Raw genomic sequence first — 16,781 nt, 5'->3', positions numbered from 1 at the left:
ATTATAGTTACCCCAAAATAGTAAAAAGTACAAATTGGTAAAACGGTATCAGTATATGTAATACCTTGCCGGTTTAAAAGAAGGCCATGCTAAAAATAGGTTTGATCAGAGAAGGCAAAGTACCCTGCGATAGCCGTGTGGCGCTTACGCCGGCGCAATGCAAGTGGCTGCATAAAAATTTCAAGGATATACGGGTTACTGTTCAGCATAGCGCCAGCCGCTGTTACAGCGATAAAGAGTACCAGCTGGCAGGTATACCTGTGCAGGAAGATATGAGTGCGTGTGATGTACTGATGGGCATCAAGGAAGTACCCGTTTCAATGTTGATTGATGGAAAAACTTATTTCTTTTTTTCCCACACAAAAAAATTACAGCCATACAACAGGGAGATGATACATGCCATGGCTGAAAAAAAAATTACTTTGATTGATTATGAGTGCCTGGAACATGAAGACGGCACCCGGATTATTGGGTTTGGTTTTTTTGCAGGTATAGTCGGTGCGCACAATGGTATGATGGCGTTTGGCAACAGAACCAATCTTTTTCACCTGCAGCGTGTTTATGAAGTAAACAGTTTTCAAAAGCTGATACATACTTATTTTGGTTTAAAAGTGCCGGTAATAAAAGTAGCAGTCACCGGCAGCGGGCGGGTGGCGCATGGCGTGCTGGAGATAATGAATCTCCTGGGCATTCATGAAGTGGAGGCGGAAGATTACCTGCAAAAGAAATTTACTTACCCTGTGTACGTTCATTTAAAAGGGGGAGACCTGTATGCACATAAACAAACAGGTTTGTACAACCGAAACGACTTTCACCTGCATCCGGTCAACTACCGGTGTAAATTTATTGATTACGCAGGCGAAACAGATATTTTACTGAACGGTATTTACTGGAACCGGGATATACCCCGGTTATTTGAATTAGCAGATATGCAGGCCAGCAGTTTCAGTATTACCACCATTGCTGATATAACAGATGATATACATGGCTCGGTGCCCTGCAACCTGGGCGAAAGTACCATTGCAGAACCGGTTTACGGTGTGGATAAAAATACTTTTGAGCGCACTGCACCCTATTTACCCAACTCTGTAGATGTAATGGCTGTTGGCAATTTACCTAATGAGTTACCAAGGGATGCGAGCAGGTATTTTGGCGAACAATTAATAAAATTTGTACTGGAGGATGTAAGAAAAGGTGGAAGTGAAACGCTGAACAAGGCAACTATCTTAAAGGCGGGTATATTAAATTCACCTTATGATTATATGCGGGAGTATGTGGGTGCTTTGTGATTACCGCACGGAATAAACAGTATGGTGTATAATCTTTTCATTATTAAATATAGATTGACGATCAATTTTAAAACATTACATGGAGGAAAAAATTCAGTTGTATACAGATGGCGCTTCGAGGGGTAATCCTGGCAGGGGGGGATATGGGGCTGTTTTATTATTTGGCCGGCATCGCAAGGAGTTGTCGCAGGGCTACCGGCTTACCACCAATAACCGGATGGAATTGCTGGCGGTGATAGCGGGCCTGGAAGCCATCAAAAAAAATGAGTTGCCGGTAACGGTTTTCTCGGATAGCCAATACGTTGTGAATGCAGTAGAAAAAGGCTGGCTAAAAAACTGGATAAAAACAGATTTTAAAGGTGGCAAAAAAAACAAGGATTTGTGGAAACACTATTATGAACTGGCAAAGAAATTTACCATTCGCTTTGTGTGGGTAAAAGGCCATGCAGATAATCCTTTGAATAACCGTTGCGACGAACTGGCCACGGCCGCTGCAGATGGAAAAAACCTGCTGGCAGATGCAGGATATGAAGAAGGATTATAGCAATGTGTCTGAAAAATACTGGTAAAAAATCTTTCAGCATTGACTAAATCTTAAAAAAGAAATTTGTATGGTAGTTTAGTCAGCCGGCTAAGGTAACGGTATTTCAATTTCGAGTGTAAACCCACAGCCGGGAGAAGATTTAGTACAAACCAATCCATTAAACATTTCAACACGACCTGCAATATTTTTTAATCCAATTCCTTTTACATCAGTGCCAGTGTCCGTTCCCTGACCATCGTCAGCTATAATCATCTTAAAAATATGATCGGTAGTTTGAAGGGTTATATAAACATTTTTAGCTAAGGCGTGCTTTACAATATTGGTGCATTGTTCCTGCAAAATGCGATAAATACCGAGTTTTTGTTGTTTGTTCAGCATAGATTCTGAAAAAAGCCGGGTATCAATCTGAATTGATAACCCGGCTATTGTTAGCATAGATTCGGTAAGTTTTCTTAATTGATCCGGCAGGGTTTCGGTTTCAAAATCGGGACTGGCTAATACCCTCGCTATTTTTCTGTTTTCTTCGATAGCTACAAAAATATTTTCATTGCATTGTCGTAATAAATCGTCCGCAATACCTGCGCTGCCTGCCCGCTGAATCATCAGCGAAATCATCAGTTTGGTTGCTACCAGCAACTGGTTAACATTGTCGTGCAGTTCCCTCCCTATAATGTTTCGTTCGTTTTCCTGAGCTGCCAGTGCAGTAGTGATTATTTTTTTTTGTTCATTGTGTTGCTGCTCTGCAAGGGCGGCTTCGAGTTTTTTGCGGTCAGTAATATTGTTACTGATGGCGAGATATTGACAGGGGTTGTTATGTTCATCGTTAAAAGGGATAATGATTGTGTCTACCCAATATGGTTCACCTTCTTTAGTAAAATTTAAAAACTCTCCATGCCAGGTAGTACCACTTTGTATGGTTGACCACAATTTGCTGTAATAACCCGCATGCTGATAACCCGCATGCATAATGTACTGGTTGTTATCCATAATTTCAGACGCCTGGTAACCAGAGATATCGCAGCAAATTTTGTTTACATAGGTAATTACACCATTACTATCAGTTATAGCAATGATCGCAGTCTCGTTTAGTGCATGCTCATAGTTTATCACCTGTCCGTTCGATATTTTCTGTTTACAGGCAGCTTTTATTGCCATTGGTAACCTGGCCATCCTGTCTTTAAGAATAAAATCTGTTGCACCTTTTTCTATGATATCAACAGCTACTGTTTCCGATACAGATCCCGATAGTAAAATAAACGGTGTATCCTTTGAACGGCTTCGTAAAATACTTAACGCATCTACCGCTGTGAACTGGGGTAAACAATTATCAGACAACACAACATCCGGTTCAAAACAATCAAGTGCTTCCATGTAGCCATCCAGGTTATTAGTGCAGTAAAATTCCGGTTCATTCATTTCATTCTCAAGCAATTCTTTAACAAGCTGCACATCGAACGGGTTATCTTCCAGTATTAAAATTTTCATACAGGGTTTAATTTCAATCATAATTTTTGTCATTTACCATTGCGATAACCATATACAATCCGGTAGTTCAACTAAAGGAGCTTGTTTAAATGATACACGGCGCTATCAAACGGTACAGGAAAATAATGATTGTAAATCAATCAATAAAGTATAGAATACCTGGCATTTTTTCATTCCGTTTCAGTAGGTAGTGTGCTGGGACAAAGATAAATCAGCTGTTTGCTCAACACTCACCAAAAAATTATTTACACCACCACAATAAGGCGTTTCACGTAATATTCGCTTCTTAAAAAGCCAGTCCGGCATAAATATCTTGTTCTTTAAACCTCTACACAATGGATCGGGTATAATATTAAACTATGGAAAAACTGTTTCACAATTATAAAAGCCGCTTTCACGTCTGTAATACCGGATTTTACGTAAAGCTTTTTTTTGATCAGGCCTTTACAATCATCTTTGGGTTGTAAAATAAATTGAACACTCAATCATTCACATTTCAAAAAATCTTAAAACTTAAAATCATGACTTTACAAGAAAACATTTTTGCAAACGCATTAACAATCGAAGAACTGGAAGCGAAATTGAAAGCAACAGTGGAAAACACATTGAACTTTCTTTCAGAAGGTAGTTGTGGAGTGAGCACGCAAATATCTGCTACATAGTCATTTTTTATGAAGGCAAAATACTTGATATGACTAACCTCTTAAAAAAGGAATCTTTAATGGGGTTCCTTTTTTCATTTGCTCATTTTTTGAATTAATTTTTATCACACTTCAATTACAATATCATGTGTCAACTTACTTATACCGAAGAAAGGGACAGACTTATTAATGATTTTACTGCAGACTTCAAAACAAAAGAAGATGAATATCTAAACGGACAGATGAACATGGTAAGTGCTGCGTTGAGCAACTATCTTCCTGCCATTGACTTTGAAAAGCATGAAAGTATTTATAAAGATATTTTGTTGCACAAAAAATTGAGTATTTTGGAACAATCCAACTATGAATCGCTTGAGTATGTTGATATGGAAAATTGTACTGATGAGATTTTGCTCCTGTTAAAAAATAAACCCACGATTATATGCACTTTTCATACAGGATCTTACAGGCTGCTTAATCTTTTTCTGATGAAAAACAAAATTCCGTATTCATTGGTAGTGGGTGAAGATGTGGTTCAACGAGATGGGATTCAATTCCAGAATATATACAATAGTTTGCCAGGGAATGCCGACGAAAATAATTTCAGTATTATTGATGCGGAAAAAGCCAACGTAGGTTTGCAAATGCTGCGGGAGCTGAAAAGAGGAAGAAGTCTGGTTTTATACATGGATGGTAATACAGGTTCTGGTGCAGCGACTACAAAGAATGACAACCGTTGTATTGTAGATTTTTTGCACCAGCAAATATATGCCCGAAAGGGCATCGCATTTTTGGCACATGCTGCAAATGTTCCAATAATAACGGCAACCAGCTACCGAAAATCAAAAGAAAATATAAAACTTAAATTTTTTGATCCTATTTTTCCTGATCTGTCGAAGGAAAGAAGCTTGTTTGCACAAGAAACTACCCAGCAAATTTATGATCTTATTGCCCCTATCATTACAGCTTACCCAGGGCAGTGGGAGGGATGGTTATATATTCACAAGGTAGCCAACATTATAAATATGGATAAAGCGTCAGAGAGTAAAAACGTTGGAATGCCTACAGAAAAAGTTTCTCTCAATTCATTCCGATTTGGTATTTTTAAAATAAATGGCACATCATTTTTATTAAGAAAAGGTACTTACTCGTTTTATACCATAACTGATCACTTATATGATATATTAACAAAGTGCAGTATGGGGGCAGTTAAAAAAGACTGTATGGAAGATTCATTGTTTAATCAATTGTATGAGCAAGGTGTTATCAACTACGTCTGAAGGGCTACCTATGAATCGACTTGTAATGGCAAGCGGTGCTCCTGCAGAAAAGAAAAAATATTCACAAGTATTATTGCATGTTAGTGCCTGGGTGCTGTATGTAAGCTTTATTTATATTGCTAATTATATGGGTAATCCTAATATTAAACTCCTTAATATTATATTGTACCTTATTCCATTTTGCATCACATTTTATGTTAGTCTGTACTTTCTAAATATTTATAAAGTATGGGGGCCGATTTGGAGCGTTGCATCTTTTTTTATAGTTTTTCTTGTAATGGCTCTTATTGCATATTGCTATATTTATCTCCTTCTGCCGCTTCTCGGAATGAAGATTAATAGTTCTGATAAATTAGGCGTTTTTTTACGCGAGGCCGTTCTTCAATATGTTCAGGCGGCCTCTTACTCCATGCTTTATTTTCATATTACGGAGTCATTCAAAAAAGAACGCGAATTAAGAAAATTACAGGAAGAAAAACTTCGCAACGAACTGGAAAATTCTATCTTAAAACAGCAGGAATTAAAATCGCAGAAAGACAAACTAATGCTGGAATATGCCTTTTTGCGCTCGCAGGTAAATCCCCATTTTTTACATAATACATTGAATGTACTTTTTTCCCAGGCACTGGAACATTCGCAGGACCTGGCAGATAATATCTCCAAACTGTCCCGCATTATGCGTTACTCTCTGGAAAGTGTGGAGTACGACAGTGATAAAGTTTTTGTGCAGAAAGAGTTAGACAACCTTCACTTACTGATTGAGATCAATAATATTCGTTTTGCCTATTCCAAGGTAATTGAATATGTAATTGAAGGTGAAGTAACAGACCAGATGTTGCCGCCTTTATCTATGATTACCGTAGTTGAAAACGCCTTTAAATATGGTGATTTAAAAGATGCCAAAAACCCTTTAAAAATCAGGGTGCAATTAAAACCCGGACAGGTATATTTTTATTGTAAAAACAAAGTCAGGAAAAACAATTTAGAAATATCATCCCACAATATAGGGATGGCCAATTTATGCAAGCGGCTGGATGTAGCTTTTAAAGGAAAGTATAGTATGAATGCCTGTGATGACAAAGATTTCTATACTTTTGAATTAACAGTAAACACCTAGGCATGATAAAATGTGTGATAATTGATGATGAGCAGCCCGCCATCAATGTGCTAAAAAATTATATTAACCGGCTTCCTGATTGTAAATTAATTGCTACTGAAACCAACCCTTTAGCCGGTATTGAAATAATAAAAACTGAAAAGCCAGACCTGGTTTTTTTAGATATACAGATGGATGAAATGAATGGCATTGAGGTTATGAAAACCATCAATCAAATTACCAAAGTAATTTTCTGTACCGCGTATTCAGAGTTTGCAGTAACAAGCTATGAACTGGATGCGGTGGATTATTTAATGAAACCCATCGATTTTAACCGCTTTGTAAAAGCCGTGCAAAGGGTTGCTGAAAGCCCTGCTCCACCAACCTCTGTATTTACCGAATCATTACCGAACGATTATATTTTTGTAAAAACAGGCCAACGCGGCAAAATGCTCAAAATTGATTTGGACGATATCGATTATGTTGAGGCCATGAACAATTACATCGCGTTTCACCAGGGTGGGCGTAAAACAATGGCCCATCTTACTATGAAGGAAATTGAAGAGCGACTGCCTTCCGGCAGCTTTATGCGCATTCATAAATCCTACATCGTTGCCCTAAAACAAATTTCCGGAATGGAAAACAACGAGTTGAGTTTAAAAAAGGTTCCCGGCCGCATTCCCATTGGAGCCAATTACAGGGATATTTTTATGAAACGCATGGAACAAAAACTGATGCGGTAATTTAAATTACAGCGATGTACCAAATAGCCACGAGTTCTCGTCGATGATTCAAACGTACATTGTTTTTCTTCCTTTCAAATTGGCATTTCCACTCATTTTTTTAATAGCTGTTATCTAGTTCCGGTTTTAGCCGCGTATTGTATTTTGTGACAAGCGGCTAACACCAGCCGTAAATTATCAATAATTTTAAAGCATATAAAAATGGTATCCGATTTTTTGCAAGGCTGCAATCAATCGAAATATTTTCTGATACAGTTAAAGATAATCGCCATGTACAAAAACAGATTGCTCTCCATACTATATTTTATTTTTATCCTGATGGCATGCTGCTTCTTTAAACAGGCGAAAGGTCAGCAATACGACTGTAATTTTAAAGGACCTGTAATCAATATTGATTTTGGAACCGGCGAGCCGGACAAAGAGGTAACAGCTGTTCGTCCGCCTAACTATCATAAAGTAAATTTTGTATGTCCCAATGATGGCGATTATACCTATGCAACTTATACCAGTGATTGTTTTGGCGGCAACTGGCATACGTTAGCAGAAGACCACACCGCCGGTGATGCAGACGGGAGGATGATGGTGGTGAATGCTTCAGAAGATCCGGGTACATTTTTTATCAATTATATTTCAGGACTCAAGCCCAATACTACCTACGAATTTTCAGTTTGGTTTGTAAATATCTGCATCACCGGAAATTGCGGTACCATTTATTCTCCTGACATCAGCATCGACATTTCTTCCGGCGATTTCAAAATAGCCCGGTTTTCAACAGGTGTTATTTCACCCACAACACAACCCGTTTGGAAAAAATACACGGGCCTGTTTACCGTTCCGCCGGGAGCAACAGTGGTAGCCATAAAAATGGATGACAATGCCAATGGTGGCTGTGGTAATGATTTCGCAATGGATGATATTTTAATTAAAGAATGCAGGTTGCCTGAATTGCCGGTTACTATACAACCAGTACCATTGCCGGCGAAACCGGATGAAGTAAAGGCAGAAAAGAAACCGGTACCCGTTATAAAGCAACCTGTCCCTGCTTTGGCTAATGCTAAAAAAAGCAATGCTGATATTTCCAGCGTTCCGCTTGCGGTAAAGCCTGTAGCACCTGCCATGGTTAAAACAGATAATTTATCTAAAGTCCCTGTTCCGACTATGATAGCCACCCGTGCAAATCCATTAATAAAGAAGATTGAAACTGAAGCCACAGAGATGGTAATTGAGCTGTATGATAATGGAGAGATAGATGGAGATACTGTCACCATTTATCACAACAACCAATTACTGGTGGCGCATGCCGGTCTTACGGCAAAGCCTATCACGTTTAAAATAAAAGTAGATAAGGAACATCCGCATCATGAACTGGTAATGGTGGCGGATAATTTGGGTTCGATACCACCCAATACTTCGTTGATGATACTAACGGCGGCGGGTAAACGCTATGAAATTTTCATTTCTTCCACAGAGCAAAAAAATGCGAAGATTGCGGTCGATTTAAAGGAATAATCAAGCCGTTGTTAGCAAGAGTTGTAAAGCTGAGAACGGATATAAAGTAGGCGCTTATATTGAGAAGTGACAGAGTGAAATACTAAAAAGCACTTTAAAATAATTAAGATAGCCAATTAGAAATATTGAAATGTCAAAGAAAATCCCATTCATTCTGAGTGGGGGTTTCTTTAACATTGTTCATCAGAACGTTTTGTATAGTTATATGATGTATTTAAATTTCAGATTATTTCAATGGCATAAGTGGAATCGTTTTTGCAACTTAGCAGTGAAAATGGCGCGGAAAAATAATTAACCGAAAAAATTTTTTCTGATTCCAAAGTTAATAATCATTAAAAATTAAGATCATGGCAACATTGCAGAAAATCACCTCAAACCTATGGTTTGACAGGCAGGCTGAAGAAGCTGCAAAGTATTACACATCTATTTTTAAAAATTCGAAAATTGGCAGAATTACCCGCTATGGTAAAGAAGGGTTTGAAATACATAAAATGCCGGAGGGCACAGTATTAACTGTAGAATTCTGGCTGGAAGGGCAGCAGTTTTTAGCACTCAATGGTGGTCCGTTATTTAAATTTAATGAGGCAGTATCATTTGTGATCAATTGTGAAACGCAGGAGGAGATTGATTTTTATTGGAACAAGCTTACACAGGGCGGAGATGAAAAAGCCCAGCAATGCGGCTGGCTAAAAGATAAATTCGGGTTATCATGGCAGGTAACACCAACCATATTACCAGATATGCTTGCAGACAAAGATTCAGCAAAATCGGAAAGTGTTATGCATGCAATGATGCAGATGAAGAAGATCGATATTGCTGCATTGAAGAAGGCGTATTCAAACCAGCTTCAACATCATTAATAATTTGAAGTATCTAAAAGTGACGATGATCAAACATCACTTATCAAAAGCCAGCTTAGCGATATTGCCATGCTGGCTTTTACTTTTTGTGCAATAAATTAAAGCTAACTTTGAAGTTCTATCAGTCAGGCTATCGCTCCAGTTTAACTGGAGAGGAAAGTCCGGACAGCGCAGGGCAACACACCGGTTAAGCGCCGGCTACCTGTAAAAGGGTAAGAGACAGTGCCACAGAAAATAACTGTCCCGACACTTGTGTCGGGATGAGGGTGAAAATGTGAGGTAAGAGCTCACGGTTTTTTATAGTAATGTAAAAGACGGGTAAACCTTGTGTGCTGTAATGCCATGTACATCCCGGTTTATGAACGATCGGCTAACTGATCGTTGCGTAATGTAAGCTGCCCGCTTACTATCATAGCAATATGTGCCGGGAAGGGTAGGCAGCAAGATCTTGTCAGTAATGGCAAGGCCAGATAAATGATGGCCGTTCTGAGTAATCAGGATAACAGGATCCGGCTTATTGGCTGATAGATTTTTTTGACTTGATGGTGGATGCTGGTTTCTGGATACTTGATCCTGGATACTTATTGCTAACTTTAATCCCTACGTTTAACTTATAACTTAAAACTTATAACTCATACCTGTTTTTCACCGCCGGCCACTCTTCTTTTATAAAACTGAAGTACACTGTATTTCTAACCGTACCATTATCTGTTATCATGTGGTTGCGCAAAATGCCTTCTTTCACCGCACCAATTTTTAACATGGCCGCCTGCGATTTTAAATTGAGCTGACTGGTTTTTAACTCAATCCTGTTCAGTTGTAATTCATCGAATCCAAAATTCAGCAACAGACTTTTACACGCTTTATTAATGCCACTTCCCTGCAGGTTGGGTGCATACCAGGTCCAGCCAATTTCCATTCTTTTATGTGCAAACGCAATATTGCCGTAACGGGTACAACCGCCATAGCAATTATTGAGTTTATCATATACAGCAAACGGATAAGCTGTGCCGGACTGTCTTTCGGCTAATGCAACATCAAAATATTTTCTAAAATCCGCTTCGTTAAGAATGGTATTGCTGGTGAATTGCCACAACACTTTTTCCATGGCGATGGGTAACAGCAAGCCATAATGTTTTTCCTGTAAAGGCTCCAGCCTGGCACGGTTGTTTTCCAGTACATGTTCTGTGTTAAAAAAATCTGCAGGGTTCATCATCTAATATTTTTCTTTTACTAAAGCAGCCACAATTTTATCAATCGGAAGTGTAACCGCTTCTGGTTTAAAATTTTCCCAGTCAATAAAACGAACGGTTTCTATTTGCCTGGTTTGCTCATATATAGCCAGCTGCGCTTCATCAAAATCAAATTCAGTGGTTTTAATTGGAGCAGTAATCGGTTCCAGTGCATGCGCAAAATAGTAAATAGCAATGATCTGGTGGTCGGGCGTAAAGGCACTCATCTGAAAAATGTCAGTGGTATAAATATGTTCACCAATGCGCACATCCAGGTTAACCTCTTCTTTAAATTCCCTTTGCAAACAGTCCCTGGTGCCTTCTCCAAATTCCAATCCGCCTCCCGGAAATTTGGTATAATAACTTCCCCTGATGTATTCATCACTTACCAATACCTGTTTATTTTCGTTTAATAAAATACCGTATACCCTTACATTAAATTTACTCATCTTATTTTTTTACACGTTTAATATAGTTAATGATTACAAAAACCACAATAATCATTGAAATAATGACCGGTACCCAAAAAGCATACGGCGTATCCTTATAGGGAATTGGTACATTCATACCGTAAATGCTGGCTATTAAAACGGGGACACTTAAAAAAATCGTAAGTGTTGTAAGTCGTTTCAGCACTTCATTCTGGTTGTTGCTGATGATGCTGGCAAAGGCATCCAGCGTGCTGTTCAGTATGTTGGTATAAGTGTTCGCCATCTCAAGGGCCTGGCTTGTTTCCACTACCAAATCATCCAGAAAATCTTTTTCATCTTCATTTAATTGTAAAAAATTTGTCCGGGCCATTTTAATCATTAGCAATTCGTTGCTGCGCAAGGCAGTAATAAAATACACCAGGCTTTTTTGAATGCGCATCAGCTGAAGCAACTCTTCATTTCTGTTGGCAATATATAATTTTTGTTCCAGCGTATTGCGCCGCAGGTTAATTTCCTTCAGGTAATCCTGGAAATTGTTCGTCACCTTTTCAAATATTTTCAGCACCATCATGTTCTTTTTATCCATGCTGCGGTTTTGAAAAGTATTCAGGAATTTTTTGATGGCTTCGTTTTCAAATGAGTTAACTGTTACAATCTGGTTGTGTGTTAATATGATGCAAATAGGAATGGTTATATAAAAGGCATCACTTTCGTTAAACGAATTATTTTCGGTAGGCGTTTTTATTACTACCAGTTTTACATTGTCATCAATTTCGTACCGGCTGCGTTCATCAATATCCAATGAATCTGTCAAAAAATCGATTGGTATTTCCAGCGAAACGCTTAGTTCATTAAACTCTTCCTGTTTTAGCGGAGGCAACACATTCACCCAGGTATCGGCGGCAGGTTTGTCAACGGCAATGGTTTGGTGATCTATGTTTTTAAAGTATTGTATCATTCTTTTTTATAGCGGCGTTGAAATGGCAGATGGCTGATTTTTGATGGCTGATTTTATTTGGTTAGCAGATGATTGTGTAGTTGTGGTTGCATACTGTTTGTAAATGATGATATTGTGCCAGTTGAGGTTTATTAATTCAGTTTCATTGACAGCCATTCACGATTTTACCGGGATTGCACTCCTGTGCTGTTATATTTTTGCCGGGAAAGCGAAAGCGTTTATCCATTGACGTCATACCTAAAAAGCTGCTTATATATCCATCATCGTATTTTAACCGCCGTTTTACTGTTAATTCCTGCAATCAGCGTCATCCAGGTATTTATCCTGACTGCTGCTTTATGCCATTGTGCTGTCATTTACAGGCATTATGGGACGGTCAAACTGGTTAAATATTCATCTCACCTTTAAACACAAATTCTGCAGGACCGCAAAGCCAGATGTTGTCAAAATGATTATCATCAATTTTATCAAATTCAACACTTAACCGGCCTCCGGGAGTTTTTACATCTACCGTATTAAACCCGCTTTGATTGTGAGCGCTTAACAAGGCTGCGGCTGTAACTCCGGTACCGCAACTTAGGGTTTCATTTTCAACGCCGCGTTCGTAGGTGCGAACATAAATAGTGTCTTCATTAATGGTTTCTACAAAATTCACATTAATGCCTTCGTCGGCAAAAGCCTTGCTGTAGCGAATGTCAGCACCTGTTGCGGCTACATCAATATCTTCAACTGCATCCGTAAACTTAACAAAATGTGGCGAGCCGGTATTGATAATAGCGTGGTGTGTATGGTAATCGACCTCATTCACATTCTGCATTTTTAAACTCACCGTACCATCGCTGTCAATTTCAGCTTCGTGTGTACCGTCTATGGCGATAAAACGATACAAGCTTTTATGTATACCCTGGTTATGGGCAAACTTAACAAGGCAACGTCCACCGTTGCCGCACATGGTGCTCTGATTGCCATCCGCATTGTAATACACCATTTCGAAATCGTATCCTTCCTTTTTACCCAGTAACATCAGGCCGTCTGCGCCGACGCCAAAGTGCCTGTCGCAAATCAGTTTAATTTGTTTGGTAGTCAGTGACGTAACTTCATTATGATAATTGTCCAGAATCACAAAATCATTGCCTGTACCATGGTATTTAAAAAAGTTGATTTTCATACTTATCCACTGTTTATTCGTAAAGATGCTCAAATATCTCAATATCCCAATAATTCAATCTTAAAATAACCCAACACATCATTCAATTTCTTTTTCTATAATTTCCAATGATTGTTTAATTAAGTTATCAACCGCAAGCCCGCCGTCTGCAGAAAATTCTTTACTGATCCTGTTAGCAACAATGGCATTTAAACTTAAACAATGATGTCCCAGCGCTGTACCCAATCCATAAATGGCAGCTGTTTCCATTTCAAAATTAGTAATGCGGTGGTTACCAAAACTAAAACTTGTTAATTGATCAATCAATTGCGGGTAAGCCAGTCCAAGCCTCAGAATCCGTCCCTGCGGCGCATAAAAACCCGGACAGGTAACTGTAATACCCTGGTGATAATTTTTTGTAAAATGTTTTAATAACTGCACGCTGGCCATGAAAATATAGGGAGCAATATTGCCTGAATTTAACTGCGTATGGGTATTAAAAGCCTGTATCAGTTGTATGTCGGCATCATTGCTTTGTGTACGATAAAAGTTGATCATATTGTCCAGGCCAAGGCCGTGAGTGCTGGCTACAAAGCTGTCTACGCCAATTTCTTTTTGCAGCGAACCAGACGTGCCCAACCGAATAATGTTAAGCGAACGGAGCTGTTCGTTGATCATGCGTGTTTCAAAATTAATATTTACCAGTGCATCCAGTTCATTTAATACAATGTCAATATTATCAGGGCCTATGCCGGTGCTAACACAACTGATTTGTTTTTTTCCAAGCCAGCCGGTATGTGTAACAAATTCCCGGTGTTCATTTTTAAAATCCATCCGGTCAAAATATTTACTTACTTCTTTCACCCTGCCAGGATCGCCGACGGTAATGACAGTAGAGGCAATCTCTTCGGGCCTGCAATTGATATGGTATACTGCACCCCGGTCGTTGATAATTAATTCCGATTCCGCAATGCGACCGCTCATAAAATAATATTTGAATGCCGAATTTCGGATATAGTAATTAGATTTTCTAAAATAAAAATCCCCTATATTTGCACTCGTTTAAAAAAGGTCCTGTGGCCGAGTGGCTAGGCAAAGCTCTGCAAAAGCTTCTACAGCAGTTCGAATCTGCTCGGGACCTCTGAAGGGGATTATCGGTAAGATAATCCCCTTCTCTATTTTTACCTATCCTTACTGTAAGCAACTTATTTTCAGGTTGTTATAACAAATTTTTCCTCCTACTGTCTTTACCTTCATTTTCAGCTTTACCCCCTTTAATTGATTATTTGATAGACTAAAAAATAGACCGAAAATTAGCGAGTATCAATTAAGGGCGAATTACGACACTACAGTCTTAAGCATGATAGTAAAAGCTAAAATGAAATGTATGAATTTGCAAGTGAAGGCTGTTTGTAAAACAGCAAAAATTAAGAAGGACAATACCAGTACGATTGCAATCCAATATTGTTTCACCAGTGAAAAGCGAGCATTACTGGATTCAGGGTTATCAATCCCTCCAAAATACTGGATTGAAAAAAAAGGGCGGGTTTCGGATGCCTTGCCTGAGTTATTTGGTAATGCAATTGAATTAAACCATCAATTGCAACAAGAGTTAAAATATGCAGATGATATTATTTCATTGGCAAAGCGCAGGAAAGAAAATCCCTTGGAATTTTTTAAAAACTATTATAAGCCTGGTCAAAGGATAGACCATGTTTTGCATGATCTTGCTACAAAGGATAAAAGTGATATTTTAAATGATGTTTATCGCAATAAGGATATTTACTTCCAGATAGATCAGTATATAAAAGTGAAAACAAAAAAAGTTTCGCCGGATATGCCCAGGATTTACCGCAACATGAAAGATCATTTGCTGGCTTTCGAGCAGTTCCGCAAGAGGGCAATTACGTTTGATACATTGGGATTCGACTTTTACGAAGAACTGGTTGATTTTTTAACGTATGATTATGTTCATCGCAGGAGAAGAGACGATGTCATAGGCTTAAAAACGAATACGGTAGGTAAGACAATAAACCAACTGAAGACTTTTTTAAAAGACAGAATTAAAAAAGGAATTATTCCTTCTTTTGACATGGAAGACTGGATCGTTTTCCGGGTTGACGTAGACGCTGTATATCTGTCCATAAAAGAAATAAATGCCATAAAGAATGTAAACCTGGTAAACCATCCTCATTTGGTTGATTATCGAAATGACCTGATATTGGGATGTTTAACGGGTTTGCGATTCTCGGATTTTTCAAAAATTAAGCAACACGACCTGAGAGATGGAATGCTATTCAAAAAGCAACAAAAATCTGATCACTGGGTTGTTATTCCTTTAAGGACAGACGCATTGAAGATTTTAGAATGTCGTTCATTTGAGAACTTTAAGCCACCAACAAACCCCGAATTCAACCGGCATATTAAGAATTTAGCACGCCTTGCAGGAATTACTGAGCCAATTACTCACTCCTTTAAAAAAGGAAATAAATTAATTACGGAAACCCGTTCCAAATGCGACTGGATAACTTCTCATACTTGCCGGAGATCTTTTTGCACGAACGAGTTTTTAGCTGGAACTCCAGTTTCGCTTATTATGAAAATAAGTGGACACAAGAGTGAAAAGGACTTTTATAAATACATCCGTATTTCTCCAGAAGAGGCAGCTTATAAAATAAAAGATATTTGGAAAGAAAGAGGGGAACTACAATAGTCAGGGCCTTTTTTTGATAATGTTTAAAAAATAATTTTGTCAAATTAATCATTTTAAACGTTGATTTATTCAAGAATATAACTGTCTATGACTTACTGTTTGTAGATAGTTGGAAGAATTCAGTCTGAGGCAAGGTTCATTTTTAATCCTATGGAAAATTTTGTAAATTTATAAAAAGGATAAGTGATGAAAGAATTGATGCAGCAGGCAATGTCCTTACTGATGTTTGACATGCCCATACAACCGGATTATATTCGCTCCACGTTTACAACTACCCATTTAAACTACCAGCAGGTTTTTCTGCATTGGAGTCCGGAAGCCACCCGCAAGAAACTCATTGCTGCTTTTTGGTACCGGCAGGTATTATTCCATTTTGCATTAATGATTTCCCTGGCTTTTGTGGTGGCAATTTTATCGGGTATGGCATCTTTTAAGTTGCTGCTGGTTACCTTTTTCCCGGTAGGCATCATCCTGCTGATCACTTTTAGTTTTTTTCTTTACCTGCCATTTTATTACCGCGATTTTCTTCCCACCCTTGACATGGTGATGGCAGAAAAAGAAAAGTCAGTGCTGGCAGATGAGACCTTAAAAAAATGTAAACGAAGCCAGCACTCCATTCCTTCCCTCACCATTATATTTTTTGTTTTTTGTAAATTAAGCGGAGTTACAGTTCCTCCGGCCAATGATCCCTCAGCGATGCTGTTAAACAGCTTGCTGGGCGTTGACAAGGATAAGCTGAAACAAAATCTTTCCCGCCTGCAAAAAATATCGCGGCTGACTCCCAAAGAAAAGGCCGAACTGCAAAAGGGAATAGAAGTCGCCCGGCAGTTTTTTGCAGCCCTGGATGCCGCCA

At 38.6% G+C, this 16,781-nt stretch carries 16 protein-coding genes, 1 tRNA gene and 1 other RNA gene; 12 read left to right on the top strand and 6 right to left on the bottom strand.

Annotated elements, in window-relative coordinates:
- The first annotated feature begins 86 nt into the window (after window positions 1–86).
- Window positions 87–1,289, top strand: coding sequence for an NAD(P)-dependent oxidoreductase (locus tag QWZ08_RS05830; protein WP_290336314.1), 1,203 nt, complete (start codon window positions 87–89; stop codon window positions 1,287–1,289).
- Between the two features lie 79 nt (window positions 1,290–1,368).
- A complete protein-coding gene (rnhA, locus tag QWZ08_RS05825; RefSeq protein WP_290336313.1) occupies window positions 1,369–1,833 on the top strand; it encodes a ribonuclease HI in 465 nt (154 codons plus the stop codon).
- 87 nt (window positions 1,834–1,920) lie between these two features.
- Here rnhA and QWZ08_RS05820 read toward each other — a convergent pair whose 3' ends face one another.
- Window positions 1,921–3,318 carry a PAS domain S-box protein gene (locus QWZ08_RS05820; protein ID WP_290336312.1) on the bottom strand — a complete coding sequence of 466 codons (1,398 nt, stop codon included), beginning with the start codon at window positions 3,316–3,318 and terminating at the stop codon, window positions 1,921–1,923.
- Between the two features lie 521 nt (window positions 3,319–3,839).
- Here QWZ08_RS05820 and QWZ08_RS05815 point away from each other — a divergent pair.
- The 7 genes from QWZ08_RS05815 (at window position 3,840) to rnpB (ending at window position 9,980) form a co-directional block, all read left to right on the top strand.
- Window positions 3,840–3,980: a hypothetical protein gene (locus tag QWZ08_RS05815; protein ID WP_290336311.1), complete on the top strand. Its 141-nt coding sequence runs from the start codon at window positions 3,840–3,842 to the stop codon at window positions 3,978–3,980.
- 125 nt (window positions 3,981–4,105) lie between these two features.
- Complete coding sequence (locus QWZ08_RS05810; protein ID WP_290336310.1) at window positions 4,106–5,239, top strand: lysophospholipid acyltransferase family protein; 1,134 nt, start codon at window positions 4,106–4,108, stop codon at window positions 5,237–5,239.
- The gene (locus QWZ08_RS05805) at window positions 5,211–6,356 is read left to right on the top strand and encodes a sensor histidine kinase (RefSeq protein WP_290336309.1); all 1,146 of its coding nucleotides are present in this window, start codon (window positions 5,211–5,213) and stop codon (window positions 6,354–6,356) included. The genes QWZ08_RS05810 and QWZ08_RS05805 overlap by 29 nt, the downstream gene beginning before the upstream one ends.
- 2 nt (window positions 6,357–6,358) lie before the next feature.
- On the top strand, window positions 6,359–7,078 hold the full coding sequence (locus QWZ08_RS05800; RefSeq protein ID WP_290336307.1) for a LytR/AlgR family response regulator transcription factor: 720 nt from the start codon (window positions 6,359–6,361) through the stop codon (window positions 7,076–7,078).
- 270 nt (window positions 7,079–7,348) lie between these two features.
- Window positions 7,349–8,587, top strand: a complete 1,239-nt coding sequence (locus QWZ08_RS05795) for a carbohydrate binding domain-containing protein (protein ID WP_290336306.1) — start codon at window positions 7,349–7,351, stop codon at window positions 8,585–8,587.
- 347 nt (window positions 8,588–8,934) lie between these two features.
- Window positions 8,935–9,447, top strand: coding sequence for a VOC family protein (locus tag QWZ08_RS05790; RefSeq protein ID WP_290336305.1), 513 nt, complete (start codon window positions 8,935–8,937; stop codon window positions 9,445–9,447).
- Window positions 9,448–9,564: 117 nt separating this feature from the next.
- Window positions 9,565–9,980, top strand: an RNA gene (gene rnpB / locus QWZ08_RS05785) — RNase P RNA component class A.
- Window positions 9,981–10,072: 92 nt separating this feature from the next.
- Here the strand turns inward: rnpB and QWZ08_RS05780 are convergent.
- From QWZ08_RS05780 to QWZ08_RS05760, 5 genes are all read right to left on the bottom strand, one after another.
- Window positions 10,073–10,663: a GNAT family N-acetyltransferase gene (locus QWZ08_RS05780; RefSeq protein ID WP_290336304.1), complete on the bottom strand. Its 591-nt coding sequence runs from the start codon at window positions 10,661–10,663 to the stop codon at window positions 10,073–10,075.
- On the bottom strand, window positions 10,664–11,128 hold the full coding sequence (locus tag QWZ08_RS05775; protein WP_290336303.1) for an NUDIX hydrolase: 465 nt from the start codon (window positions 11,126–11,128) through the stop codon (window positions 10,664–10,666).
- Window position 11,129: 1 nt separating this feature from the next.
- The gene (locus tag QWZ08_RS05770; protein WP_290336302.1) at window positions 11,130–12,068 is read right to left on the bottom strand and encodes a magnesium transporter CorA family protein; all 939 of its coding nucleotides are present in this window, start codon (window positions 12,066–12,068) and stop codon (window positions 11,130–11,132) included.
- A gap of 385 nt (window positions 12,069–12,453) precedes the next feature.
- Complete coding sequence (gene dapF / locus QWZ08_RS05765) at window positions 12,454–13,236, bottom strand: diaminopimelate epimerase (RefSeq protein WP_290336301.1); 783 nt, start codon at window positions 13,234–13,236, stop codon at window positions 12,454–12,456.
- Between the two features lie 78 nt (window positions 13,237–13,314).
- Window positions 13,315–14,199, bottom strand: coding sequence for a nucleoside phosphorylase (locus tag QWZ08_RS05760; RefSeq protein ID WP_290336300.1), 885 nt, complete (start codon window positions 14,197–14,199; stop codon window positions 13,315–13,317).
- A gap of 86 nt (window positions 14,200–14,285) precedes the next feature.
- Here QWZ08_RS05760 and QWZ08_RS05755 point away from each other — a divergent pair.
- The 3 genes from QWZ08_RS05755 to QWZ08_RS05745 all read left to right on the top strand — a co-directional run.
- Window positions 14,286–14,356 (top strand) — tRNA-Cys (locus tag QWZ08_RS05755).
- A gap of 246 nt (window positions 14,357–14,602) precedes the next feature.
- Complete coding sequence (locus QWZ08_RS05750; RefSeq protein ID WP_290336299.1) at window positions 14,603–15,928, top strand: phage integrase SAM-like domain-containing protein; 1,326 nt, start codon at window positions 14,603–14,605, stop codon at window positions 15,926–15,928.
- A 186-nt stretch (window positions 15,929–16,114) separates the two neighbouring features.
- Window positions 16,115–16,781: hypothetical protein (locus QWZ08_RS05745; RefSeq protein ID WP_290336297.1), on the top strand; the 667-nt coding region annotated here is incomplete at its 3' end.

The organism is Ferruginibacter paludis (assembly GCF_030409685.1).
GTDB classification, from domain to species: domain Bacteria; phylum Bacteroidota; class Bacteroidia; order Chitinophagales; family Chitinophagaceae; genus Ferruginibacter; species Ferruginibacter paludis.
This window is presented reverse-complemented; position numbering and strand designations above follow the sequence as displayed.